This window comes from Leclercia sp. TB492 (assembly GCF_049974505.2).
Lineage (GTDB): Bacteria > Pseudomonadota > Gammaproteobacteria > Enterobacterales > Enterobacteriaceae > Enterobacter > Enterobacter adecarboxylatus_C.
The window spans coordinates 511,372-536,293 of the sequence record NZ_CM127572.1 but is presented as its reverse complement, the minus strand read 5'-3'; the positions used below and the strand labels follow the sequence as shown (position 1 = coordinate 536,293).

Here is a 24,922-nt window from a genome sequence, read left to right as displayed (position 1 = left end):
CCACCGGGCAATGCTAACGACTCAGAACTTCCACGACACGCTGCCAACAATGCTGCGTTCGGCACCAAAGTAGCAGTATGAGAGTGAGTTACAGGCCGCCACGTAGCTTTCGTCCGTCAGGTTGTTGACGTTCAGCTGGGCGCTCACTCCGGTCAGCCCCACCTTCGACAGGTCATAGCCTACCGCCAGATCCACCAGCGTGTAGGACGGCAGCGTGTGGGTGTTCATGCGATCGCTGGTCACGCCGTTGACGTAACGCACGCCGGAGCCCACCGTCAGGCCGTCGAGCGGCCCGGTTTTGACGTCATAGCTGAGCCAGCCGCTGGCCATATTGCGCGGTGCATAGACCGCACGCTTGCCCTCTTCCTCCGGGCTGCTCTTCTTGTAGCGGATGTCGGTATAGGTATAGGCCGCCTGCAGGCGCAGGCTGTCGGTCAGCTGCCCCACCGCTTCCAGCTCCACCCCTTCAGATTCGATCTCACCGATAGAGCGGTACGGATCGGTCGGCTCCTCTTTGGTGGCGATATTTTTCTGGTTGATGCGGAACACCGAGGCGCTGAACTGGCTGTTCATCCCTTCCGGCTCAAACTTCACCCCTGCTTCCCACTGCTTGCCTTCCATCGGATCCAGCAGATCGCCGTTGGCATCGGCAAAGCTGGTCGGCGTAAAGGCGGTGGAGTAGCTGACGTACGGCGCGATGCCGTTATCAAACAGGTACAACAGCGCCGCGCGGCTGCTGAAGTTGTTCTTGTCCAGATCGCTGCGGGTATCGTTGAGCTTGTCGATATTCGAGACGCTCACCTGGTCGTAGCGCCCGCCCAGGGTCAGACGCCAGTTGTCCAGCGAGAGTTGATCCTGCAGGTAGTAGCCGGTCTGCCGCAGCTTGTGCTTCTCCTGGCTGTACATGGTGATGTAGTCCGGCTTCGCGCCGTACACCGGGTGGAAAGCGTCGATCGGCGGGAAGCCGCCGTAGTAGCCGGTGGTATTGTTGCTGCGATCCTGATAATCGAGGCCGATCAGCACCCGATGGTTCACCGCCCAGGTATCGAAGCTGCCGTCGATCTGGTTATCGAGGGTGATGGCATCCATCTTCTCGTCGGAGCCGGAGTAGCCGCGGTTAAGCTCGGTTTCGTTCAGCCAGCCGGCGGCATAGACCTGATTCAGCTCCACTTTGGTATGCAGATAGCGCAGCTTCTGGCGCACCGACCAGCCGCTGTCGAACATGTGCTCGATGTTGTAGCCGACCATCTCCTCGCGGCGATCGTACTTGTCGTAATCGTCCTCACCTTCGAAGAAGGTGTTGGAGATCGTCTTGCCATCGTGCGGGACCACGGTGCCGTCGTACGGCAGGCCGGAGTGGCTGCCGCCCTCGGGATCGCGGTGCAGATAGGCCATCAGATCCAGACGGGTGTTGTCGGTGATGCGCCAGGTCAGGCTCGGCATCAGGGCGTAACGCTCTTCCTTCAGGGGATCAAACTGGGAGTCGGCATAGCGGGTCATACCGCTCAGACGGGCCGCCACGCGGTCGTTGTCGTCCAGCGCGCCGGTAACGTCAAACATCGCCCCGCGCTGATCGTTATTCCCCGCGAACAGCTTGATCTCGCCGCCCGGATCGAACGAGGGTTTACGCGAGGTGAGCGCCACGATCCCGCCCGGTGAGGAACGGCCATACAGCACCGAGGCCGGGCCGCGCACCACTTCTATATTTTCCAGGAACCAGGGGTCAACCACCAGCGAGCTGTGGGAGTTGGTGTCGCCCATCATCTTCAGGCCGTCGAGATAGACGTTATCCAGGCTGCCGTCGGAGAAGCCGCGCAGCACGATATAGTCGAAGCGGTTTGAGGCGCCAATCTGATTGCTGTAGACGCCCGGGGTGTAGCTCACCGCCTGGCGAACGCTGGTGGCGCCCTGCTCTTCAAACTGCTCGCGGGTGACGATCGACACCGCCTGCGGGGTTTCGATATCCGGGGTCGCCAGCTTGGTGGCACCGCTCTGCATCTGCGAGGTGACAACAACGGTTTCGGTTTTCGGCGTCTCCTGCGCCATCAGGGGGAGCGCGACGCTCCCGGTAACCCATCCCACCAGCAGTGCCAGCCGCGTTTTAGCGAACATGAAAAATCTCCAAAGGCATTTCTAATTGTTAATAAGAATTATTACCTTTTTCATTTCGAAGATAGCTATGCGCGCCGCCAGAGTACGTATGCGCAATGCCAAACCGCACAAATGGCGTTGGCGATCGGGGAAAAGCGGATTAACGGTCGCTGCGCACAGCGCCGGGGCAGACGCCGTAGCGACGACGAAATGCGGTGGCGAAGTTGGTGGCGTGCTGATAGCCCGACATCCACGCCGCCTGCTGTACGCTGTGGCCTTCCAGCAGATAGCGGCGCGCCAGTCCGAGACGGCAGTCGCGCAGGTAGTCGAACACCGTGCAGCCGTAGGCCTGGCGAAACTTGCTCCGCAGGCTGCTGGGGCTCATCGCCGCCCGGGCCGCCAGCTGGGCGAGGGTGTAGTCCTGCTCCGGAGCCTGTGCCAGCAGATGGCGGATCTGCTCCAGCCGGGCGTGCTCCCCGCCGGACGCGCCCGCCAGCGCCGTGCCCTGCTGCTCCCGCAGGTGCAGGCCATGGCCCAGCAGCTGATACATCACCCCTTCCAGCAACAGCTGGCGCGACAGGCTGCTTCGCTCGCGCTGTCGGGCATGCTGAATACCGGCCAGCACAAAATCCGGCACCTGCCAGACAAAGGTGGGCGCGTTGAGCTTTTCCCACTGATCCAGCAGGGAGGCGAGCAGGCTTTCGCGGCGGGCATCGTCGGGGTAAACGCCAAAGGAGAGGGTTTTCAGGGCGATATCGGCGTCATGACGGGCAGACATCGCCTGCTGCTCGCTCAGCCTGGCGCTGAACGCCATCCCGGGCCGTACCGCGTAAACTTCGCCGCTGAGGGTCAGGGTCACACAGCCTTCCAGCACCACCAGCACGTACAAAGGGCTGCTGTGACGGGAGGTGGTTTCATAGGGTTGCAGCACGCGCACGTCGGAATGGGTTAACGAAATGCCGGACGGGAGGGTCATCTCTTCGACATCACCGTGCAGCACGGGGCTGGTGTTGGCACAGGTATCGGTCAGCAGGGGAAAGCGGTAGTCAATGCCGTAGCGCTCGCCAAATACCTTAAAGTCTGCCACGGAAAAGGTTTTTTTCGTTGCAGCGGTCGGATTATGGAGCCTTGTGTTGGACATGCCTGCGCCTGGAGGAAGCTATTAAAAATAAAACAGTATCACTCCTTTAGCGCGGCGGCAATGCAGGTAAAATTGCCGCCTTAGCATCAATATTAAGCTCCGGCGAAACGCCAGAGCCAAATATTAATAATGTGGATCGTCAGAGAATTACGCCTCTTGCCAGCTGGCAAACGTCTCTTCATGATTTTTATTCAGCACCACTTTATTGCCGTCAATTTTATCGACCCATTCCAGCGGGATATAATGGTGTTTGCCGCCAGATTCGGAATCGTTTTTTGCCAGCTTAATACGCTCGCCGTCAAGATGGTCAACCGTGCCGACATGGTGACCGCAGCTTGCAACAACCGGAGCATGTTCCTTGATTTCACTCTTGTTTACCATGGTTAATTCTCCTCATCATGTGTTTGAGCGTTGTGATACGAAACTAACTGTAGACCATAAATCCGTTATTTACCGCTTCATTAGCATTTCGAAACATTATTTACGCAGCGGCCTGGAGGTTATATTAAATATATAAGAATGTGCCGAGAAATATTCCGTTCCCGTTACTGTGTTACATAATTAAATTTACGCACTCAACACGGAGGCATATATGGTAGAAGCCAATCGTACCGAAATATCCCTGGCTCTTGGTGAAGCGGTTTTAGATGTTGTACAAAAAGGCCAGGAGGTGTCGAGAGAGAATCTGGCACGGGCCATGAAAAGTAAAGCCGAGCGCGAACCTAATGACGAGCGCCTTCTTGATTACTGGAAAGCCTGTCACATCCTCGCGGCGTAAAGATGACGGCGTGGGGCTTCGGCCCCGCGCCGCCTTTGCGATCACTCGTCAAAGAACCAGTAGCCCTGGTTAATCAGCCCGGTCAGCTCTTCCACAAACGCCGGGTTTTGCAGGGCAGCGCCCAGCTCCGCCTGGCCCAGCTCGGTGTAGCGGCACAGCGCATCCGCCGCCGCCGCGTCCACCGTCTCCAGCTGCTCGCTGTTGATAAAGAAACTGCCGCCGATATTCAATACCCGCAGCCCGCTCAGGCGAGTCAGGGTTTCGCCGCCCAGCAGCGCGTCGAGCACCTCTTCCGGGGCATACTCCGGCTCGGCAGGGGCGATATCCAGCTCGTGGCGCGGGGTGGAGATAAAGCTGCCAAACCACTGCTTAAAGGTGTCCGGCTGGCTAATCATCTCGATCATCATCTTACGCAGCCGCTCGAGCTCGTACTCTTCCACCCGGCCCGGGTGTTCGCGACAGGTCAGATCCGGATCGCTGTAGTGCTCCCCACCCAGATCGTTTTCCAGGGCGTAATCGGCAAAGCTGCTGATCAGATCCCGGCCGTTCGGGCCACGGAAGCCTACCGAGTAGTTCAGCGCCGTCTCGTGGGTAAAGCCGTCGTGCGGGAATCCAGGCGGAATGTAGAGGATGTCGCCCGGGGCCAGATCTTCATCGATGATCGGCTCGAACGGATCGACATGCAGCAGCGCCGGATGCGGGCAGAACTGGCGCATCGGCAGTTTGTCCCCCACGCGCCAGCGGCGGCTCCCCATCCCCTGGATGATAAACACATCGTACTGGTCGATATGCGGGCCCACGCCGCCGCCCGGTACGGAGAAGGAGATCATCAGATCGTCCAGACGCCAGTCCGGCAGCACACGGAACGGACGTACCAGCTCGGCAGCCGGTGCGTGCCAGTGGTTGACCGCCTGCGCCAGCAGCGACCAGCCGGTTTCGCCTAAGCCATCGAAGTGCTCGAACGGACCGTTGCTGGCATGCCATTTACCCTCTTTATGGCTGACCAGGCGACTGTCCACTTCCGGCTCCATCGCCAGCCCTGCCAGCTCGTCGGGGCTGATAGGATCGATAAAATTGGGCAGGGCGTTCTTTAAAACGACAGGTTTCTTTTGCCAGTATTTTTCTAAAAATTCCGGCCAGTTCAGGTTGAGTTGATACGCCATGGTTAGCACCAGTGAAAAGACAAACGGGCCTGATTATAGAAAGAGGCCGGGCCAGGCTGCCTTGTCGTGGGTCAAGCGGGGATGAAATCCGCGGTATTCAGCCTTTCGCATGACACCGCCTGACAGTTTCACGCTTTATCGTGAGCGCGCGTTACAGAGCGACTTATATCGTTAATCACAAAGAGTGCACTGTTATGAGGCCTGCCATGAGCCCGTTCATCGAACTTCCCGTTTCTGCCCATGTGAAGACCCTGATGGAGGTCTGCACGCGCAAAGAGAGCCCGTCCGTGTTTGCGCCTGTGGCCCACGCGCTGCCCGCGGGGAGCCGCATCAGCGTGCAGGCGGCGGTGGTGGGCGATGCGGTACAGGGCAATCCGCACTGGTACCGGATTGATGACGACACCTTTATCTGGTCAGGGGCCTGTAGCCGAATCGACCCCTGCCCCGAGTTTCCGCCCTGCACCAGAGTCAGCTGGACGGCCGTGGTGTTTGAGGTGCGTTAGGCGCTGATCACCCGCACATCCTGTGCCGTAAAGGCCGCGATCGCCTCGTTATCCAGGCTCGCCTCTACCACCAGCACGTCGATATCGCTGCTTTTCGCCACCACAAAGCGTGCCACGCCGGGGATTTTATCGGTGGTGAGCGCCACAATGGTCTGGCTGCTCTGGCCGATCACCGCTTTTTTGAACTCGCAGTCGGCGAAGTCGAACCCGGTCAGCCCCATCCCCGGATCCATCGCGCAGCCGCCGATAAACGCCTGTTCGAAAATAATCCCCTGGATCTGGCTCGCCGCCGTGGCCCCCACCGCGCCGCCGGAGCTGCGCTGGATCTGTCCGCCGGTGATGATCACCTCACACAGAGGATGACGCAGCAGCTCGGCGGCGATGGCCGGGGAGTTGGTCACCACGGTGATCGCCAGATCCGGCGGCAGGGCCTTCGCCAGCGCGAGGTTGGTGGTGCCGGTATCAATAAAAATACAGCTGCCTGCTTTGATCAGGGTTGCCGCTTTCTGCGCGATCGTGATTTTTTTTGCGTGATTTTTTTGCTCGCGGCTGTAGAAGTTTCCGGCATCCGCCAGCTGCAGCACCGCCCCACCGTAAACCTTCTTACAGAACCCCTCTTTGCTAAGCTCATGTAAATCCCGGCGAATGGTATGTTCCGACACCTGCATCCGGGTCGCCAGTTCGGCGCACACTACCCTGCCATTTTCCTGCAGGATCTGGCGGATCAGATCTTGTCGTTGTTCCGGGAAAGCTGCATAATCGAGCATAAATTATCTTCTCTGGATTTGAATCGAGCAACAATGCGCATAATGTTGCATGACGGCGCGCTCTGTCAATCCACCAGGCCCGAAACCGGAGCGTCACGATGAAATACTATGATAGTTACCGTCAGCAGGTGCCCGCCACCAACCCCCATGACGGCTTCCTGTTTGAACCTGCGACCTCACATGCGCGCGCTGGGGAGAAGGTGCAGCACAAAACGCCCGCCTCCCCGTCACTGAAACCTTATAAGGATGTGAAATGACCCAGCAGACCACCGGAGCCGTTCAGCGGCTTGCCACCCGGATCGTCTTTTTTATTGCCGGCTACGTCACCGCCACCTGGGCGGTGCTGGTGCCCTATGCCAAAGCCAATACCAGCGTTAACGAGGCCACGCTCGGCTCGCTGCTGCTGTGTCTGGGGATGGGGGCGCTGATCGCGATGCCGCTTACCGGGATGCTGACCAGCCGCTACGGCTGCCGTCGGGTGATTGTCACCGCGATGGCGCTCGTGCTGCTCACCACGCCCCTGCTGGCGATTATTCCGGATCCGCGCCTGCTGGCCGCCGCCCTGCTGCTGTTCGGCGTCGGCGTCGGCGTGACGGACTGCGCCATGAACATTCAGGCGATTATCGTCGAGCGCGATTCGCCCACGCCGGTGATGTCCGGCTTCCACGGCATGTACAGCGTCGGCGGCATCGCGGGGGCGGGGGCGATGACCCTGCTCCTGACCCTCGGGGCCAGCGCCTTTGTCGCCTGCCTGATTATCATCCTGAGCGTTATCCTGATGCTGGCCTTCAGCCTCAAAGGGCTGCTGCCGTGGGCTAACCCCGCCTCCGGCCCGGCGTTTGCTGTTCCGCGCGGCGTGGTGCTGCTGATTGGCGCCATCTGCTTTGCGGTATTCCTCGCCGAAGGGACGGTGCTGGACTGGAGCGCGGTATTCCTGACCGAAGTGCGCGGCGTGCCGGAGTCGCTGGGCGGGCTGGGCTTCACCTGCTTTGCGGTGGCGATGACGATTTTCCGCTTAACCGGCGATAAGCTGATCGCCCGCACCGGCGCCCTGCGCGCCGTGGTGGGCGGCGCGATCGTGGCCGCTATTGGCTTTGCGCTGGTGATCTTTATGCCGCTGTGGCAGCTGTCGCTGCTGGGCTACGTGCTGGTGGGTGCCGGCTGCGCCAATATCGTACCGGTGATGTTCTCCGCCGTTGGCCGTCAGACCCGCATGCCGCAGGCGGTCGCCGTGCCGGCCATTACTACTCTGGGCTATCTCGGCGTGCTCGCCGGACCCGCGATTATCGGCTATGTGGCGCACGCCACCTCTTTAACCCAGGCGTTTATGGTCATTATGCTGCTGATGCTGGTCGTCGCGGCGCTGTCCGTAACCGTCACCGCTAACCAACCCGCCCGCAGCGAGGGATAATATGAATATTGCACACGTCGCACTCTGGACCCACAACCTGGACGCCCAGGTCCACTTCTGGGAGACGGTGTTTGGCGCACGCCGCAACGAACGCTACCTGAGTAAAAACCGCCCGGGGTTTGCGTCGCACTTTATGACCCTCAGCGACGGCCCGACCATCGAGCTGATGACCGTCCCGGCGCTGGCCGGATCACCGCCGCACGCGGAGTTTGTCGGTTGGGCGCATATCGCCCTGAACGTCGGTAGCAAAGCGGATGTGGATCGGATGGCGGAGCAGGCGCGGCTAACTCACACGCTGTTAAGCCCCCCGCGAATGACCGGCGACGGCTATTATGAGGCGGTGATTGCGGATCCGGACGGGAACCGTATTGAGCTGGTGGGGGAGTAATCTGCCAATCTTTTACCCCTCGGGAGAGAGCATCAGGCAGCACCGCTGCGGCATCGCCGGGTGGCGGCTACGCCTTACCCGGCCTACAAAACCCGTAGGCCCGGCAAGCAACGCGCCGCCGGGCGTTACTGCAGAGCCTGCTGCAGCTGGGCTTGCCGAAAACAATGACTGAGCTGGAAAAATATCGATTGTTACTCTGGCCCGCTCTCGACGACGACAATTTGACCATTTCTGACCTACGCTTACCCAATGTGAAAAGCGGTTTTGAATACTCACCCCTCGCTTTCATACAGTTATCATATTGTTAAATGATAATGATAATTAATGTGTTAGAGTAGTTGCGTTCGAAAGCTGCCACCATAACCGCTTGAACATCAGGAAGGTGGTTTTCACGCTGAGCGAAAATCCTCTCATCTCTGTCAGGCTGAATCATTGGGGCTATTAATGGAACACATTGTTTACGTCGTTGATGATGATCACGCTGTCAGGCGGTCCGTGGTCGGGCTGCTGGAGTCCGCCGGGCTGAACGCCCTCGACTTCTCTTCGGCAGAATCTTTTCTGCAACACACCTTTGAAGATGTGCCCTCCTGCGTGATCCTCGATATGCAGATGCCCACCATCAGCGGCTTTGAGGTGGCGGATACCCTGAAGGCGAGCGGGCGCGAGATCCCGATTATCTACCTCACCGGCCACGGCACCATCCCTATGTCAGTGAAGGCGATGAAGGGCGGCGCGTATGAGTTCCTCACCAAGCCGGTGGTGTCGAACGATCTGATCGACTCCATTAGCGCAGCGCTGAAGCAGGCGGAAGAGAACGCCTCGCACCTGCGCGAGCAGTACTCCCTCAGGCAGCGCCATCTCTCCCTCACCCCGCGCGAGCAGCAGGTGTTACAGCTGGCGATCAGCGGGATGCTGAACAAGCAGATCGCCGCCGAGCTGGGGGTGAGTGAGATCACCGTCAAAGTGCACCGCCGACGGGTGATGGACAAAATGCAGGCCCGCTCGCTGGCGGATCTGGTCAGGGCCGCCGGGCGCCTGACCTGAAGCCTGCCGTCAGAGCGGCTCCACGCTCGTCGCCAGCGGCAGGGTAAAGGCAAAGATACAGCCGTGCGGCTCGCGGTTGCGGGCCGTCAGCTTACCCCGGTGGCGCTCAATAATCGTGTAGCTGATGGTCAGCCCCACCCCCATCCCCTGGGCTTTGGTGGAGTAGAACGAGTCAAAGATGCGCTCGCTCATCCCCGGCCCGATGCCGGTGCCGCTGTCGGCCATTTCAAAAGTAATGCCCCCGCGCTCCGGGTTCGACGTCGACAGCACCAGGCTGCCTGGGCGATCCTTGATCTCCGCCATCGCCTCTACCGCGTTCATCACTAGGTTCAGCAGCACCTGCTGGATCTGCACGCTGTCCCCCACGATAAAGCTGTCTGCCGCCGCCAGGTCATAGCTGACGCTGATGCGCCGCTGCTCCAGCTCGCTGCGCGACAGGGTGATAATGTGTCGCACCAGATGGTGCAGATCGATGCGGGCGAAGGTCGGATCCTGCCTGCGGGTGAGGGATTGCAGGCTGCGGATGATCTCCCCTGCCCGCTCCCCCTCGGAGACAATCTCCTCCAGCCCGATGCGGGCCTTGTCCAGCCGGGCCGGATCGCGATTGAGCCAGCGCAGGCTGGCCCCGGCGTTGGCGACAATCGACATCAGCGGCTGGTTGATCTCATGGGCGATGGACGAGGTGAGCTGCCCGACGGTGGTGGCGCGCGCCACGCGGGCCAGCTCGGTCTGGGCCACGCGCATCGCGTCTTCCGCCGTCCGCTGGGTGGTGATGTCGGTGATGATGCCGTAATACTCGTTCACTTCGCTGCCCACGCCTACCGGATCGCCAATCCCCAGAATGGTGCGGGTGGCACCGTCGGCGCGGATAATGCGGAACTCGGCGCGCATGGTCAGGCCGTCGCGCACGCTCTCAGTTACCAGGGTGCTGATGCGCGGATAGTCATCGGGATGCACAAAGGTCAGGAACTCGGCCATTGAGATCATCTTCTGCTTCTCCGGCAGGCCGAGGATGCGGGCGTACTCTTCCGACATAAACATCAGATCCTGCTCCAGCTCCCAGCGCCAGCTGCCGGTGTGGCTGATCTGCTCTCCCAGCATCAGCGAGGTCTGGCTGGCCCGCAGCTCTTTCTCGACCCGACGACGCTGGAGGTTCTCTTCCAGCAGCTCGGCATACAGCCGGGCGGTCTCCAGCGAGATGGCGGCATGCGCGCCCAGCAGGCTCACCACCCGGGAGTGTTCCACGGTAAAGACCTCCGGCATCAGGCGGTTCTCCAGATAGAGCACCCCCACCAGCCGGGCCTGCTTGAACATCGGGACGCACATCACCGCCGCCCCGGAGGTCACCAGATACGGGTCCTGGCTGAAGGGGTGGAACTCCTCCGGCCTGCCGGTGTGGATCTCCTGCCCGGTGCGGATCACCGCCGCCAGCACCGTCAGCGGCATGTCGGTGGCCATCGGCACCTCTTTGCGGATCTGCACCCGCACCCCGTCGGTGGTGGTGCTGGCGCTGGCCTCGATCTCCGGAATGTTGTTGTCATTCACCCGGATCAAAAAGCCGCGCTGGGCGCCGGCCCGCTCCAGCAGGATGGTCATCAGGGTTTCGATCAGCCGTTCGAGATTGATCTCCTCCGACAGGGCGCGCGAGGCCTTGATCACGCTCTGCAGATCGCGGATCTCCTCGTTGCGGGCAAAGGCCACCGTGTCCCAGGCGTTGGCCTGTCCGGGGGCCAGCAGGAAGGGGAAATCCAGCTCCAGCTGGCGCACCTTGGACCGCGCTCCGGCCCGGCCCCAGGCGGTCATCGCCCCGCGGAAATGGGCATCGGCGGCGGTGGTGTAGCCGCAGGCGTGGGCGAAGCGCCCGGCCAGCTCATGGGCCAGGGCGTTGAACGGGTTAAAACCGCCGTCGCGCGACAGGCGCACCGCCTTCTCGTACTGCTCGAGGGCGATGCTGTTCATGCCGTCCAGCCGCACGATCTCGGCGTAGATCAGCGCCTCTTTATCGGCAAAGGTGCCCGGGTTGATCCGCGCCCAGAGGGCGATTTTGTCATAGTGAAGGTGGATCTGACGGCGCAGGTCGGCAGAAAAGGTCTCCGGGGTCAGCTGCTGCGAGAGCGTCAGGGCGCTGTAAAGATGGTAATCCAGCAGATGAATATGGCCGGGGGCGGACCAGGCAAACCGCCCGGCCTGGGCGAGGTTATCTGCCGCCTGCGGGAATTCGCCGCAGGCGAAGTGGGCCATGCCGCGATAGAGCCAGAACCAGAACAGCATGGTGGAGGTCTGCTCCGTGGCCTGCTCCGGGGCGACCGGCAGCAGGGAGTGCGGCAGCACCTCGCTGGCGCTCCAGTGGCCGCTCACCGGGGTGCGCAGGTGCTCTACATAGTGGCGCTGCATCAGCAGGATCGCCTCCACGTCCTGGTAATGGGTTTTGCGCACGAAGGCCAGCCCGCGCTCGATGCTGGTCAGTACCCCGTCGAGATGATCGCCCCGGGTGAGGAAGTTGATCACCTGATGACAGGCGGCAAAGCAGGCCACCGTCATGTCCCCGTGGGTCACGGCGGAGGTGAAGCAGGCCTTGGCGCACTCGATGGTGTAGCCCAGCGGCTGGGTCCAGACGCTGAGCTGATCCAGCGGCAGCAGGGTTTTGGCCTCAAAGGCGTCGTAGCCGTGGCGGTTGACCAGCTCCCGGGCCAGGGTGCCGTACTGGAAGCCGAGGCGATATTCGGCGTAACGGTGGCCGATCAGCACCCCGAACCACGCCATCGCCGGGGCCGACGCGCCGGTAATGCCGTGATCCAGCGTCAGGTGCATCATCCGGCACAGCAGGATGAAATGCAGGCGCGAGCTGGTAAAGCTGGCAAACAGGCTGGCACTGTTGAGCAGATTCATCACCGCTTCGGTGTCGCCGTCGGTCATCCGCGGCAGCCCGGCAAAATGGCCCTGCGGGTTATCGCCGACGCGGTTGCACAGGCTGTGCCAGGCCTCGTCGCACTCGGCGGCCTCCGGGTAGCGGCTGACGTGAATGCCAAACACCGCCAGCCAGCTCAGGGCCGCCTCCAGCGCCAGCCGGTTGTCGGACTGGCGCATATAAACTTCGGCCAGCAGGTTGGCCGCCAGCGCTTTTTCCGCCAGCCCGCCGGGGGAGCTGAGAATGCGGTCGCAGAGTCGGCGGGTGGCATCGAGATTGCCCAGCGCGAACTGGCACCCGGCCTCCTCGCTGTCCAGGGTGAAGTCGCTGGCGCTCTCCGGCAGCGCACCGGCGTTACCCAGCGCGCGGGCGGTCTGGATATAGCTCAGGGCCGAGAGGTAATCCCCCGAACGGCGGGCGCGGCGGGCCGCCAGCAGGCTCAGCTCGCGGAACATCTGGCGCTGGGGGGCAGGCTGAATGCAGTCCAGCGCCGCCGTGACGTGATGCACGGCGCGGAACAGGATCTCGTTGCCCGCCGCCTGACGGGCCGACTCCGCCAGCAGGCTGGCGGTGGTGAGGTGCAGACGGCTGCGCTCGGCATTATCCAGCAGGGCGAAGGCTGCCTCCTGAACCCGGTCATGGGTAAAGGCATAGCTGTCGGCGCTGAGCGTGATCAGCTGCGCCGTTACCGCCGGATGCAGGGCATAGCGGATCTCCGCCACCGACATCGCCACCACCCGGCAGACCATCTCCAGCTCGCCGCTGCCGCCGAGGCAGGCGATGCTGCCCAGCAGCCGCCGGGTGTCGTCCGGCATCTCCTCCAGCTGCTGCAACACCAGCGTGACCACGTTTTCGGTGTAGTGCCGGGTGCGGATGGCGTGCAGATCGTAGTGCCACTTATCCTGATATTTGTTGTGCGTCACCAGCCCGTCATCGACGATGCGGCGAAAAAATTCATGCACAAACAGCGGGTTGCCGCCGGTTTTTTCGTGGATCAGCCCGGCCAGATCGAGGGTGCTGGCCGAGCGGGTATGGAAGATGTTCCCCAGCCAGCGCGACACCGCTTTCACCGACAGCGGCTCCGGACGCAGCTCGGTGGTGTTGCGCGAGGCCAGGTGCAGATTCGCCAGCTGGTGATGCAGGGCGCTATCCGGCAGCGAGCAGGCATCCCGGTGCGCCACCACCATCAGCAGCGGCACGGCGCTGGCGTGGATCAGCAGGTATTCCAGAATTTGCAGGCTGGCGGGGTCGATCCAGTGGATATCGTCCAGCAGCAGCACCAGCGGGCAGCCCGCGCTGGCGAAGGCTTTCACCAGCGCCAGCACCATGTGGCTGAAGCGCGCCCGGGCGTCGATGGAGAAGGTATCGCTGGAGAAGCGCGGCTTGTTATCCAGCAGCAGCCGCAGCTCCGGCACCAGGCTGACGGCTAAGGCTTCGTAGCCCTCCAGCTCGCGGGACAGGCGAACCTTCCACTGGGCCACCTCCTCCGCCGGCAGCCCCAGCAGATGCAGCACCAGGTTACGAAACGCCGAGGTCAGCGCCGCATAAGGCAGCGTGGGGGAAAACTGATCCACCTTGCCCACCGCCAGCAGCACGCTGCGGTGTTGCAGGGCCTTCAGCCCCGAGGCGATCAGTGACGATTTGCCGATCCCCGACGGGCCGCTAATCGCCACGAATCCGGCGATGGCATCGCGATTGACCCGCTCAAAGGCGTGAAGCAGCTCCGCCGCCTGGGGATGGGCGGTGTAAAGGGTGTCGGTAAGATGAAACGCCGGAGAGCGATCCTGTAAACCGGGGGTAAAGGCGGCGATCTCCCCGTCGTCGCTCAGGGTCGCCTGGCAACGACGCAGATCGGCAATCAGGCCATCCACGGTCTGATAGCGGTTCTCCGGTTTTTTCGCCAGCAGCTTGAGAACGATGGTCGACAGCATGGCGGGCACGCCGGGACACACCGCGCCAGGGGCGCGGGGCTCGGAGGCGATGTGATAGTGCGCCCACTTGCCCTGATCCTCGCCGCCCAGCTCAAACGGCAGGCTGCCGGTGAGCAGCTCGTAGAGCACCACCCCGAGGCTGTAGAGATCGCTGCGGTTATCCACCGAGCGATGGGTGCGGGTGGTGTGCTCCGGCGACATGTAGGCGGGAGTACCGCCCACCACCGCCAGCCGGGATTGCTGGATCTCTTCCGAGGTGCCGGACGACAGGCCAAAGCCCCCCAGCCGACAGCGGTTGTCCTCGTGAATAAAGATATTGCCGGGCTTGATATCCCCGTGCACCAGGTTGCGCAGATGCATCAGGCGCAGGGGCAGGCTGATGCGGATCGCCAGCTCAAGAAAGCTCTGGATGCAGGTCATCGGCGCGCCGACAATTCGCGTCAGCAGCACAAACGAAAAGGGGGCATAAACCAGTGCAAAGCGCCCGTGGTACTGCGTGCTGGCCACCGGGCGGATGGCCCAGTCGTCGCTCAGGTACTCCCGCAGGGCAAACTCGTTGCGCAGCAGGCGCGTTGCGCTGGCCTCTTCTTCATCGCTCACCCCGGTGGCGATGATAAACGACCCGCCGGAGCTGGGCAGGCGGGCATTGAGCCAGCAGAGGCTCCCCTCCTGCCCCAGCGGGGTAAAAATGACGTCTTCTTTAAGTACAAAAGCCCGCCCTTCCGCTAAATTTTCGGGGGCAGGCCAGCGAGCAGGCAGCGATGTATTGGTCATCCACGTTCCTTTTTTTCTTCGTTAATGGTTCTCGTGGGATCGGTTTGCAGGTGTTGTCAGGTGGCGAGCGCGCGTTGAATGTGCGCCAGCAGCACATCGACATTAATCGGCTTGCGCAAAAAAGCAACAGCGCCGTGATCAACAGCGTAGCGCTGGATGTTGTCATCCGCATGACCGGAGATAAAAATAAGCGGCGGCGGCGAGGGGGCGATAAGGCGCAGTTTGTCGAGCATCTCGAGTCCGTTCATCCCCCGCAGGCGGATGTCGGCAATCACCAGCGCGACCTCTGCCAGCGCGGTAGGGTGGCTGAGAAACACTTCCGCCGAGTCGAAGGCCTCTGTGGCATACCCCTCCGACTGCAGCAGGTTGCTTAAACCGCTGCGGACAGACCGTTCATCATCAATGATGGCTATGCGCTGCGGCATGCTCGTGTTCCTCAAACTAAAGGTGATTAACCCTCGCTACCGTCGCCGGGACGGGCCGGAGGTGCAGTGCCGCTGATTTTGGGGACGCATTCGTGACGAAACCACGCCATCGTCAGCTGACGGCTGAACAGGCGGCGGCCAATCGGGATCAGCTGTTCCCCCACCAGCATGCCAAACAGCCCCAACAGGGCGACAACCGGCGGCGCGGGCGAGTGTACATCAATTGCGGCATAAATCACCCCTGCCAGAATTCCACAGCTCAGTGAAACGACCCAGGCTTTCATGACGAGGCTCCTGTGGACAGGGTGACGGGCGCCTTTTGCGCGGTGTCGTCAGCATGCAGAAAATGGCGGGTGGCCTGTTCACCAGCCAGCATCCCCAGCAGGCCAATCAACGCCAGCGCGGGCGGGGCGGGAGAGCGGACTTTCAGCAGCGCGTACAGCAGGCCGATTAACACGCCTGCCGCGAGGGAAATTAACCCAGTACTCATGATGGACTCCAGAGAGGTCAACAGCAGGCCGGATGAGGGCCCAGCCTGCGGCTGTTAACTTAGCGAACCGGGGCCGGAACGGGCGCCAGGGTTTCGTGCTCGCTCTTCTGGCGAGACGGGGCTTTGTGCACCATGGTGTAGGCGTAATCCACGCCCATGCCGTAGGCACCGGAGTGCTCACGCACGATATCCATTACCGCGTTGTAGGTCTCTTTGTGCGCCCAGTCGCGCTGCCACTCCAGCAACACCTGCTGCCAGGTTACCGGGATCACGCCGGCCTGGATCATGCGCTGCATGGCGAAGTCGTGGGCCTCTTTCGAGGTGCCACCGGAGGCGTCTGCCACCATGTAGATTTCGTAGTCGCCTTCCAGCATTGCGCACAGGGCGAAGGTGTTGTTGCACACTTCGGTCCACAGGCCGGAAACCACCACTTTCTTCTTGCCGTTGGCCTTCAGGGCGTCACGCACTTTCTGGTCATCCCAGGAGTTCATGGAGGTACGCTCAAGAATGTCCTGGCCCGGGAAGACGTCCAGCAGCTCCGGGAAGGTGTTGCCGGAGAAGCTCTGGGTTTCAACGGTGGTGATGATGGTCGGGATGTTGAACACTTTGGCCGCTTTCGCCAGCCCTACCACGTTGTTTTTCAGCACCTGACGATCGATAGACTGCACGCCAAACGCCATCTGCGGCTGCTGGTCGATGAAGATCATCTGACAGTTATCGGGGGTTAACACTTCGAGTTTTGAGTTAGACATAATGGTATCCAGTGAGGTGAACAGGTGAAATCCGTCGCGGAACACTGCGACGATGCGATGCCTGTATCCTGGATGACTCTTCGCCCTGGCGTAATTATCTCTTTGTATAATTAACCTTTCGTATAGTTATACGCAGGTATAGTTATACTTTGGTATAGCTATCCCATTGTATAACTGGTTTTTTCCGGTAACCGGTTCCAATAATCCTGACATTTCCCCCTCTCTCAGTCAGGAGCAGTTATGACTTCCTCTGCTAAAGCAGATTTGATTCTGGTGAATGGCCAGTTTCATACCGTCGATCGTGAAAATCCTCTCGCCGAAGCGGTCGCCGTGCGCGACGGCAAATTCCTTGCCGTAGGCACCGCTGCGGAAGTAATGCAGTACCACGACGACGCCACTAAAGTCGTGGATCTGAAAGGCCACACCGCTATCCCCGGCCTGAACGACTCGCACCTGCACCTGATCCGCGGCGGGCTGAACTACAATCTCGAACTGCGCTGGGAAGGCGTTCCCTCGCTGGCCGACGCCCTGCGGATACTGAAAGAGCAGGCCCTGCGCACCCCGTCACCCCAGTGGGTACGCGTGGTGGGCGGCTGGAACGAGTTCCAGTTCGCCGAGCGCCGGATGCCGACCCTGGACGAGATCAATGCCGCCGCGCCGGATACTCCGGTGTTTATTCTGCACCTGTACGACCGCGCCCTGCTCAACCGCGCAGCGCTGAAGGTCGTCGGTTACACCAAAGACACGCCGAACCCGCCGGGCGGCGAGATCCAGCGCGACGCTAACGGCAACCCGACCGGGATGCTGATCGCCCGTCCGAACGCCATGATCCTCTACGCCACCCTCGCCAAAGGGCCAAAACTGCCACTGGAGCAGCAGGTGAACTCCACCCGCCAGTTCATGCGCGAGCTGAACCGTCTGGGCTTAACCAGCGCCATTGATGCGGGCGGTGGTTTCCAGAACTACCCGGAAGACTACGAGGTGATCGCCGAGCTGCACGAGAAAAAGCAGATGACGATCCGCATCGCCTACAACCTCTTTACCCAGCGCCCTGGTCACGAGCTGGAAGACTTCGAGAAGTGGACCGACATGCTCAAGCCGGGCCAGGGCACCGACTTCTTCCGCCATAACGGCGCGGGCGAGATGCTGGTCTTCTCCGCCGCCGACTTCGAAGATTTCCTCGAGCCGCGCCCGGATCTGGCTCCCGGCATGGAGGACGAGCTGGAGCGCGTGGTGCGCCATCTGGTGGAGCATCGCTGGCCGTTCCGCCTCCACGCCACCTACGACGAGTCCATCAGCCGGATGCTGGATGTCTTCGAGAAGGTCAACCGCGAGATCCCGTTCGACGGCCTGCACTGGTTCTTTGACCACGCCGAGACCGTTACCCAGCGCAACATCGACCGCATCAAGGCCCTGGGCGGCGGCATCGCCGTGCAGCACCGTATGGCCTTCCAGGGCGAGTACTTCGCCGAGCGCTACGGGATGGAAGCGGTTCGCCACACCCCGCCGGTTACCCGCATGCTGGAGACCGGCGTGCCGGTAGGTCTGGGCACCGACGCCACCCGCGTGGCGAGCTACAACCCGTGGACCGCGCTCTACTGGCTGGTCTCGGGCCGCACCGTCGGCGGGATGCAGATGTACGATCACAGCGCCCGTCTGGATCGCGACACCGCCCTGATGCTCTGGACCCAGGGCAGCGCGTGGTTCTCCAACGAGCAGAGCCAGAAAGGTCAGATCAAAAAGGGCCAGCTCGCGGATCTCGCGGTGCTGAGCAAAGACTTCTTCCGCGTGCCGGAAGAGGAAATTAAAGGCATCGAGTCGGTGCTGACGGTGGTGGACGGCAACATCGTTTACGCCGCAGGAAGCTTCGGCCCGCTGGCGCCGCCTGCCATCCCGGTCCTGCCGGAGTGGTCACCGGTGGTCAAGGTGCCGGGTCACTACCGCAGCGCGCCACCGCAGGCCGCCCGCGTGGGGATTAACACTATGCACCACTGTAGCGGCCCGTGCGGAGTGCATAACCACGCGCACGATTTCGCCCGCACGGCAGAGATGCCGGTGGCCGACGATAACGCCTTCTGGGGAGTGCTGGGCTGCAGCTGCTTCGCGTTCTGATCATGATGAACTCAACTCAACAGACCCTGCCCCGGATTGACCTGGGGCTGTTCTTCCTGCGGATCACCGGCAGCCTGCTGCTGCTGTACGTGCACGGCCTGCCGAAGATCGTGCATTTCAGCGAAGAACTGACGCGGATCGAAGATCCCTTTGGCTTCGGGCCGTACTTCAGCCTGATCCCGGCGATCGTCGCCGAGGTGATCTGCCCGATCCTGATCCTGTTCGGCGTGGCGACCCGGCTGGCCTGCGTGCCGATCGTTGCCGTGCTGCTGGTGGCGATGCTGGTGGTGCATCCGGGCTGGTCGATTGCCGAAGGCCAGTTTGGCTGGCTGCTGCTGATCGTCTTCATTACGCTGGCGATCACCGGCCCCGGCGCGTGGCGGGTCCGTTCGCGGGCCACGGAGAGATTCGCATGACCCAGATCACCGACGCGCACGTGGAGCATCCGCCTGCCCCGACGATGTCCACCTGGCAGCCTCTGCACCAGCGGGTGTTCCGCATGCTGTGGATCGCCACGGTGGTGTCCAACGTAGGCTCGTGGATGAGCGACGTGGGGGTAAACTGGAGCATGCTGACCCTCAGCGCCGATCCGCTGGATATCGCCCTGGTGCAGGCGGCAAGCAGCCTGCCGATGTTCCTCTTCGCCCTGCCCTCCGGGGTGATGGCGGATATCGTCGACCGGCGTAAGTACCTGCTCTTCTCCCAGCTGTGGATGTTTATTGCCGCCGCGGGGCTGGCGATCCTCTCCTTTACCGGGCAGGTCACGCCAACGGTGCTGCTGGCCGCGGCGTTTCTGCTGAGCGTCGGTAGCGCCATGAGCTCGCCGCCGTTCCAGGCGGTGGTGCCGGATCTGGTCAGCAAGGCGGAGCTGGGCCCGGCGGTGGCGCTGAACTCGCTGGGGGTCAACATCAGTCGCGCCATCGGCCCGGCGCTGGGGGGCTTTTTGCTCTCGCTGGCCGGACCCTGGATGGTGTTTATGCTCAACGCCCTGTCGGTGCTGGGCGTGGCCTGGGTGCTGTGGCGCTGGAAACCTGCGGCATCCGTGCAGCGCCTGCCGCCGGAGCACTTCTTCTCGGCGGTGCGCGCCGGGGTGCGCTACGTCCACGCTGCCCCGGTGCTGCGTAACGTGTTGATCCGCACCGTAGCATTCTTCGTCTTCGCCAGTGCGGGCTGGGCATTGCTGCCGCTGGTGGCGCGTCGGGAGCTGGGCCTCGGCCCGGCGGGGTACGGCATTATGCTGGCCTGTATCGGGCTGGGGGCGATTGCCGGGGCAGTGCTGCTGCCGCGTCTGCGCCAGCACCTGAACGCCGATCGGCTGATGGTGGCGGCGAGCCTGGTCTTCGCCATCACCATGCTGGCCCTGGCCTTTGTGCGCCACTTCTGGCTGCTGAACCTGTTTGAGTTCTTCACCGGCTTCGCGTGGATCGCAGTGCTCTCCACCCTCAACCTCGGGGCGCAACGCAGCGCCGCCCGCTGGGTAAAAGCCCGGGCGCTGGCGGTCTATCTGACGGTCTTCTTCGGCTCGATGACCGCGGGCAGCGCCATCTGGGGACAGATTGCTTCCCACGTTAACACCGCCACGTCACTCTGCGTGGCGACGGTCGGGATGCTGCTGGCCAGCGCCACGGTGCTGCGCTGGAAGCTGGAGAAAGATCCCAATCTGAACCTCGATACCAGCGGCCTGATTGCCGACGACGCGCGGGAGAGCATCCCCAACGAGCGCGGCCCGGTGCTGGTCTCCTGCGAGTACCTGATCGATCCTGAAGCGGCCAGCGATTTCCTGCAGGCGGTCCACGAGCTGCGCCGGGTGCGCCGCCGCGCGGGTGCCATCAGCTGGGCGGTATATGAAGATATCGACCAGCCGGGTCTCTATGTCGAGACCTTCCTGATGGGCTCCTGGGTGGAACACCTGCGCCTGCAGGAGCGCCACACCATGAATGACCACCTGCTGCAAAGCCGCGTGCTGGCTTTTCATCAGGGCGATGCACCTCCGGCGACCCGCTACCTGGTAGCGCCGGTTTAAAACCTAAAACAACACTTTGAGGAAGAGACTATGGCGACGATTAAAGCGAAAGACGGCACTCAGATTTATTACAAAGACTGGGGTGCGGGTAAACCGGTGCTGTTCAGCCACGGCTGGCCGCTGGATGCCGACATGTGGGACAGCCAGCTTAACTATCTGGCGGAACGCGGTTTCCGCGCCATCGCCTTCGACCGCCGCGGCTTTGGCCGTTCGGATCAGCCGTGGAATGGCTATGACTACGACACCTTTGCCTCCGACATCAACGACCTGATCACCGCGCTCGATCTGCGCGACGTGACGCTGGTGGGCTTCTCGATGGGCGGCGGCGATGTGAGCCGTTATATCGGCACTTACGGCACCGATCGTGTGGCAGGCCTGGCGCTGCTGGGTGCGGTGACGCCGATCTTTGGCAAATCCGACTCTTACCCGCAGGGCGTGGATCAGTCGGTGTTCGCCGGCATTCGTGACGGGCTGCTGAAAGATCGCGCCCAGTTCATCAGCGATTTCGCCACCCCGTTCTACGGCATCAACGCCGGGCAGAAAGTCTCTGAAGGCGGCCTGACCCAGACCCTGAACATCGCCCTGCTGGCCTCGCTGAAAGGCACCCTCGACTGCGTGACTGCTTTCGCCGAAACCGACTTCCGTGCGGATATGGCGAAAGTCGACGTTCCGACGCTGGTGATCCACGGCAGCAACGACCAGATCGTACCGTTTGAAACTACCGGTAAAGTGGCGGCAGAGCTGATTAGCAAGGCGGAACTGAAGGTGTATGACAACGCGCCGCACGGCTTTGCGCTGACCCATCAGGACCAGCTGAATGAAGATCTGCTGACGTTTGTGAAGTCGCTTTAAGTTCAGCGCTTAATGCCGGGTGGCGCTACGCTTACCCGGCCTACTTTCCCTGTTAATCCTCATCCGACGTAAAAACCATTCCCGCGTAAGGCTTCTCCCGACACGCCGCCAGCCGCGCGGCCAGATCCCCCACGTGCAGTTCCAGCTTGTGCCCGTCCGGGTCGAGAAAGTAAAACGACTCCCCTTCGCTTTTGTTCTCCTTCCAGACGATAACACCTGCGTCCTGGAGCTTTTGCGTGAACGCTGCGAAGTGCTCTTGTGCGATGGAGAAGGCGTAATGGGTGTAGTCGCTGTTCTGCGGCGGGATGAATTTTCGCGTTTCATCATATGACAGGCAGAGCCAGAGCTCGCCGCAGGTAAGATAGGCCCCGGCGTGCCATTCGGCGTGCAGACGCAGGCCAAGAAGATCGCGCCAGAAAGCAATGCTGGCGGGCAGATTACTGACGGCGAGGGTCAGGTGGTTGAGGGCGTGGAGCATGGGGGCTGATCCTGGATTTTTGCTAACCTCACTTCTTTAGCATGTTTATCGACGTATAAATAGAGAGGGCCTCTCCCCTCCTTATTCGGCTGACACCACACTTCCATTCCACGCAGCCTGCGTTGCTCTCTGACGTACCCTAATTTTACGAGGTAGGTGCGAAGCGGTTCTGGATTGATGGCGTCTTTGAAAATGATGGCATTTGATGGCGCATATCCGTCGCCGGGTTGAAATTCGAAATAATAATTTTGCGAGATTCTTGGCGCGTTTTGAATTTCTTCATATGTGAGAGAGTAATAGTTATAGCGATCGGTTTCTTTGTAGACCGTCATCTCGTTTATGTTGGATGCGATGAGGGAGATAAATAGCCCGCAGAGGATTAATGCGGTGATGGATATAGCAATGAGGGATCTACTAAAAATAAACACCATCCCTGATATCTGATTGTGAACACATAACTTATATCCTTATAAATGAGTGCCCTGATGGTACGTACTCTGTTTTATCGTTGTCTATATCGCCTGATATTATTAGGATTTTCGCCCGACAAGCTGCCGGGTGGCGCTGCGCTTACCCGGCCTACAAAAGCCTGCGATATTAAAATCCGGTGCATTCCCTGTAGGCCCGTGCAAGCGGAGCGCCGCCGGGCAATGCCGGTTACCCTCTTTTCGCCCAGGCGGCACGCATCACAGGAATAAACACGGGTGGAATCACCCCCATTTTGGGTAACGGCGTATTGATCTCCACGCCCGGCGCAACCGCGAACCACTCCGTATTAAACGGCAATTTTTGCAGCCGGTTAAGATCAAACTTTGTCGGCCAGCTTAGTCCTGCCGTATCAAGCTGATCGTCGATGACGAACTCGCCCTGATAAACGTGGTCCGTCCGGGAGGTTCCATAAACAATCAGCACGGCATGCAGATCCGGGAAGACATTCAAAATCAGGCCGGGGCACGCTTTTGGCCCCGGATGGCCCAGATCCTCATGTTGAGGAAACCTGCACCAGATGATGTCTCCGATTGCCGGTAACGGATGGTAATTATTAATCATAAGCGTCCTGCTTATTTAAATAATGGAGAGTCCAGATCGTCCTCTGAAATGTCGAGGCCAGACAGTTTTTTGACGGCGGCGTGTTGTGCGTCGGACAGCGGGCCATCGTCCTGTTGGTAGGCGGGTAGTACCTCTTTGGCGAGGTTGCGTAACGCCTTGTGGACCAACTCGGTCTGGTTCAGGGAGAGCTCTGCCATCAGTCGGGAAAAGGTCTCCTCGCTGACGCCAAATTCGTTATCAACAGAACGGAGCTGGAACAGGAATTTTTTCGGCGCAGTACGTGTTGGGGTGGGCATAATTAACCTCTCTATAAAACTATATGTAAAGTATATAGAGAGAGATAAAAATGATCCATATAGAATGTATATAACAGTCTCGGCGGCAACATCACAGGATATTGCCGCCGCGTAATAAAATCAGTGCTTCACCATCACATGCCGTACCACGGTGTAATCCTCCAGCCCGTACATCGACATATCCTTGCCGTAACCGGACAGCTTCTGCCCGCCGTGCGGCATCTCGCTCACCAGCATAAAGTGAGTATTCACCCAGGTGCAGCCATACTGTAAGCGGGTGCTCATGCGGTGCGCACGGCCCACGTCACGGGTCCAGACCGACGAGGCCAGGCCGTACTGCGAGTCATTGGCCCACTCCAGCACCTGCTCTTCGTCGTCGAACATGCTGACGCTCACCACCGGGCCGAAGACCTCGCGCTGGATGATCTCATCCTCCTGCTTCGCCCCGGCCAACAGGGTTGGCTGATAGTAATATCCGCCGCCGCCCGCCACGCTTCCGCCGGTCACCACGTGGATGTGCGGCAGGGCTTTGGCGCGTTCCACCGCCTCGCTGACGCGGGTCAGATGGGCGGCGGAGCTGACCGGCCCGAGCTCGGTGGTCTCATCCTCCGGGGCACCCATTTTCAGGCTGGCGACGGCGACGCCCAGCTTTTCCACCAGCGTGTTATAGACCGCTTTCTGGGCATAGATACGACAGGCCGCAGTACAGTCCTGCCCGGCGTTGTAGAACCCGAAGGTGCGCACGCCTTCGACCACCGCGTCGATATCGGCGTCGTTAAAGACAATCACCGGCGCTTTGCCGCCCAGCTCCATATGGGTGCGCTTAATCGTCGGCGCGGTATGGGAAATAATGTGCTCCCCGGTGGCGATGGAGCCGGTCAGGGAGACCATCCGCACCTTGTCGTGGCCGGTCAGCGGGTCGCCCACGGTTTTACCCCGGCCAAACAGGACGTTAATCACCCCGGCCGGGAAGATATCTTTTGCCAGCTCGGCCAGCTTCAGGGCGGTCAGCGGGGTGATCTCCGACGGCTTAAGCACCACGCAGTTCCCGGCCGCCAGCGCCGGGCCCAGCTTCCACGCCGCCATCATCAGCGGGTAGTTCCAGGGGGCGATGGAGGCCACCACGCCCACCGGATCGCGGCGGATCATTGAGGTGTGCCCTTCCATGTACTCTCCGGCGGCGAGGCCGTTCAGGCAGCGGGTGGCACCCGCAAAGAAGCGGAACACATCGACAATGGCCGGGATCTCGTCGTTCAGCACGCAGTGCAGCGGTTTGCCGCAGTTCAGCGACTCCAGTCTGGCGAAGGTGTCAGCGTTCTGCTCAATCACATCCGCCAGCTTCAGCAGGCACTCCGCGCGCGCTTTCGGCGTGGTCTGGCCCCACTGGCGGAAGGCGCGATCGGCGGCCTGCACCGCGGCGTCCACCTGCTCCGGGCTGGCTTCGGCAATTTCGAGCAGCACCTCGCCGGTGGCCGGGTTGTAGACGGGCTGCTTCTCACCTGAACCCGCAATCAGTTCGCCATTGATCAATAAGTTGTCTTGCAT

24 protein-coding genes and 1 pseudogene are annotated in these 24,922 nt (G+C 61.1%); 10 read left to right on the top strand and 15 right to left on the bottom strand.

Going from position 1 to position 24,922, the window contains the following annotated elements; genetic code table 11:
* Positions 1 to 21: 21 nt before the first annotated feature.
* From foxA to ACP4QI_RS02485, 3 genes and pseudogenes are all read right to left on the bottom strand, one after another.
* A pseudogene (foxA, locus tag ACP4QI_RS02495) lies at positions 22 to 2,131 on the bottom strand (ferrioxamine B receptor FoxA).
* Positions 2,132 to 2,251: 120 nt separating this feature from the next.
* Positions 2,252 to 3,232 (bottom strand): helix-turn-helix domain-containing protein, encoded by a 981-nt coding sequence (locus ACP4QI_RS02490; protein WP_142488073.1) that lies wholly within the window; start codon positions 3,230 to 3,232, stop codon positions 2,252 to 2,254.
* Positions 3,233 to 3,379: 147 nt separating this feature from the next.
* Complete coding sequence (locus ACP4QI_RS02485; protein WP_106995659.1) at positions 3,380 to 3,613, bottom strand: DUF2171 domain-containing protein; 234 nt, start codon at positions 3,611 to 3,613, stop codon at positions 3,380 to 3,382.
* 211 nt (positions 3,614 to 3,824) lie between these two features.
* Between ACP4QI_RS02485 and ACP4QI_RS02480 the strand changes: the two genes are divergently transcribed.
* The gene (locus ACP4QI_RS02480) at positions 3,825 to 4,010 is read left to right on the top strand and encodes a DUF2767 domain-containing protein (protein ID WP_142488072.1); all 186 of its coding nucleotides are present in this window, start codon (positions 3,825 to 3,827) and stop codon (positions 4,008 to 4,010) included.
* Positions 4,011 to 4,051: 41 nt separating this feature from the next.
* Here ACP4QI_RS02480 and ACP4QI_RS02475 read toward each other — a convergent pair whose 3' ends face one another.
* Complete coding sequence (locus tag ACP4QI_RS02475) at positions 4,052 to 5,173, bottom strand: ribosomal protein uL16 3-hydroxylase (RefSeq protein WP_307762388.1); 1,122 nt, start codon at positions 5,171 to 5,173, stop codon at positions 4,052 to 4,054.
* Positions 5,174 to 5,379: 206 nt separating this feature from the next.
* Here ACP4QI_RS02475 and ACP4QI_RS02470 point away from each other — a divergent pair, with 206 nt between their 5' ends.
* Positions 5,380 to 5,676 (top strand): SH3 domain-containing protein, encoded by a 297-nt coding sequence (locus tag ACP4QI_RS02470; RefSeq protein ID WP_231313179.1) that lies wholly within the window; start codon positions 5,380 to 5,382, stop codon positions 5,674 to 5,676.
* On the opposite strand, the gene ACP4QI_RS02465 is transcribed toward ACP4QI_RS02470, so the two are convergent.
* Positions 5,673 to 6,443, bottom strand: a complete 771-nt coding sequence (locus ACP4QI_RS02465) for a DeoR/GlpR family DNA-binding transcription regulator (protein WP_426495481.1) — start codon at positions 6,441 to 6,443, stop codon at positions 5,673 to 5,675. The genes ACP4QI_RS02470 and ACP4QI_RS02465 overlap by 4 nt on opposite strands.
* Positions 6,444 to 6,541: 98 nt before the next feature.
* Between ACP4QI_RS02465 and ACP4QI_RS02460 the strand changes: the two genes are divergently transcribed.
* The 4 genes from ACP4QI_RS02460 (at position 6,542) to ACP4QI_RS02445 (ending at position 9,286) form a co-directional block, all read left to right on the top strand.
* Positions 6,542 to 6,700, top strand: a complete 159-nt coding sequence (locus ACP4QI_RS02460) for a hypothetical protein (protein WP_426495480.1) — start codon at positions 6,542 to 6,544, stop codon at positions 6,698 to 6,700.
* On the top strand, positions 6,697 to 7,854 hold the full coding sequence (locus ACP4QI_RS02455; RefSeq protein WP_426495479.1) for an MFS transporter: 1,158 nt from the start codon (positions 6,697 to 6,699) through the stop codon (positions 7,852 to 7,854). Before ACP4QI_RS02460 ends, ACP4QI_RS02455 begins: the two co-directional genes overlap by 4 nt.
* A gap of 1 nt (position 7,855) precedes the next feature.
* Positions 7,856 to 8,242 carry a VOC family protein gene (locus ACP4QI_RS02450; protein WP_156262811.1) on the top strand — a complete coding sequence of 129 codons (387 nt, stop codon included), beginning with the start codon at positions 7,856 to 7,858 and terminating at the stop codon, positions 8,240 to 8,242.
* A gap of 444 nt (positions 8,243 to 8,686) precedes the next feature.
* Positions 8,687 to 9,286 (top strand): response regulator transcription factor, encoded by a 600-nt coding sequence (locus tag ACP4QI_RS02445; protein ID WP_426495478.1) that lies wholly within the window; start codon positions 8,687 to 8,689, stop codon positions 9,284 to 9,286.
* A gap of 9 nt (positions 9,287 to 9,295) precedes the next feature.
* On the opposite strand, the gene ACP4QI_RS02440 is transcribed toward ACP4QI_RS02445, so the two are convergent.
* The 5 genes from ACP4QI_RS02440 to ACP4QI_RS02420 are packed head-to-tail and all read right to left on the bottom strand — an operon-like array spanning position 9,296 to position 16,566.
* A complete protein-coding gene (locus ACP4QI_RS02440; protein WP_426495477.1) occupies positions 9,296 to 14,899 on the bottom strand; it encodes a trifunctional serine/threonine-protein kinase/ATP-binding protein/sensor histidine kinase in 5,604 nt (1,867 codons plus the stop codon).
* 56 nt (positions 14,900 to 14,955) lie between these two features.
* Positions 14,956 to 15,324, bottom strand: coding sequence for a response regulator transcription factor (locus tag ACP4QI_RS02435; protein WP_142488060.1), 369 nt, complete (start codon positions 15,322 to 15,324; stop codon positions 14,956 to 14,958).
* 26 nt (positions 15,325 to 15,350) lie between these two features.
* Complete coding sequence (locus ACP4QI_RS02430) at positions 15,351 to 15,608, bottom strand: DUF1427 family protein (RefSeq protein WP_142488059.1); 258 nt, start codon at positions 15,606 to 15,608, stop codon at positions 15,351 to 15,353.
* Complete coding sequence (locus tag ACP4QI_RS02425; RefSeq protein WP_032616311.1) at positions 15,605 to 15,814, bottom strand: DUF1427 family protein; 210 nt, start codon at positions 15,812 to 15,814, stop codon at positions 15,605 to 15,607. The genes ACP4QI_RS02430 and ACP4QI_RS02425 overlap by 4 nt, the downstream gene beginning before the upstream one ends.
* Before the next feature lie 59 nt (positions 15,815 to 15,873).
* Entirely contained in the window at positions 15,874 to 16,566 is a 693-nt protein-coding gene (locus tag ACP4QI_RS02420) for a hydrolase (protein WP_142488058.1), read from the bottom strand.
* Positions 16,567 to 16,806: 240 nt separating this feature from the next.
* Between ACP4QI_RS02420 and ACP4QI_RS02415 the strand changes: the two genes are divergently transcribed.
* From ACP4QI_RS02415 to ACP4QI_RS02400, 4 genes are read left to right on the top strand one after another with little or no spacing between them, the layout of a single operon-like run.
* Positions 16,807 to 18,678, top strand: a complete 1,872-nt coding sequence (locus tag ACP4QI_RS02415) for an amidohydrolase (RefSeq protein WP_426495476.1) — start codon at positions 16,807 to 16,809, stop codon at positions 18,676 to 18,678.
* Positions 18,679 to 18,683: 5 nt separating this feature from the next.
* Complete coding sequence (locus ACP4QI_RS02410; RefSeq protein WP_426495587.1) at positions 18,684 to 19,094, top strand: DoxX family protein; 411 nt, start codon at positions 18,684 to 18,686, stop codon at positions 19,092 to 19,094.
* Positions 19,091 to 20,701, top strand: coding sequence for an MFS transporter (locus ACP4QI_RS02405; protein WP_426495475.1), 1,611 nt, complete (start codon positions 19,091 to 19,093; stop codon positions 20,699 to 20,701). Before ACP4QI_RS02410 ends, ACP4QI_RS02405 begins: the two co-directional genes overlap by 4 nt.
* A gap of 30 nt (positions 20,702 to 20,731) precedes the next feature.
* Entirely contained in the window at positions 20,732 to 21,553 is an 822-nt protein-coding gene (locus ACP4QI_RS02400; RefSeq protein ID WP_285127468.1) for an alpha/beta fold hydrolase, read from the top strand.
* 52 nt (positions 21,554 to 21,605) lie between these two features.
* On the opposite strand, the gene ACP4QI_RS02395 is transcribed toward ACP4QI_RS02400, so the two are convergent.
* From ACP4QI_RS02395 to patD, 5 genes are all read right to left on the bottom strand, one after another.
* On the bottom strand, positions 21,606 to 22,031 hold the full coding sequence (locus ACP4QI_RS02395) for a FosA8 family fosfomycin resistance glutathione transferase (protein ID WP_285127469.1): 426 nt from the start codon (positions 22,029 to 22,031) through the stop codon (positions 21,606 to 21,608).
* Complete coding sequence (locus ACP4QI_RS02390; protein WP_426495474.1) at positions 22,007 to 22,462, bottom strand: hypothetical protein; 456 nt, start codon at positions 22,460 to 22,462, stop codon at positions 22,007 to 22,009. The genes ACP4QI_RS02395 and ACP4QI_RS02390 overlap by 25 nt, the downstream gene beginning before the upstream one ends.
* A gap of 226 nt (positions 22,463 to 22,688) precedes the next feature.
* The gene (locus ACP4QI_RS02385; RefSeq protein WP_426495473.1) at positions 22,689 to 23,081 is read right to left on the bottom strand and encodes a hypothetical protein; all 393 of its coding nucleotides are present in this window, start codon (positions 23,079 to 23,081) and stop codon (positions 22,689 to 22,691) included.
* An 11-nt stretch (positions 23,082 to 23,092) separates the two neighbouring features.
* The gene (locus tag ACP4QI_RS02380; protein WP_426495472.1) at positions 23,093 to 23,377 is read right to left on the bottom strand and encodes a hypothetical protein; all 285 of its coding nucleotides are present in this window, start codon (positions 23,375 to 23,377) and stop codon (positions 23,093 to 23,095) included.
* Between the two features lie 120 nt (positions 23,378 to 23,497).
* A complete protein-coding gene (gene patD, locus ACP4QI_RS02375; protein ID WP_426495471.1) occupies positions 23,498 to 24,922 on the bottom strand; it encodes an aminobutyraldehyde dehydrogenase in 1,425 nt (474 codons plus the stop codon).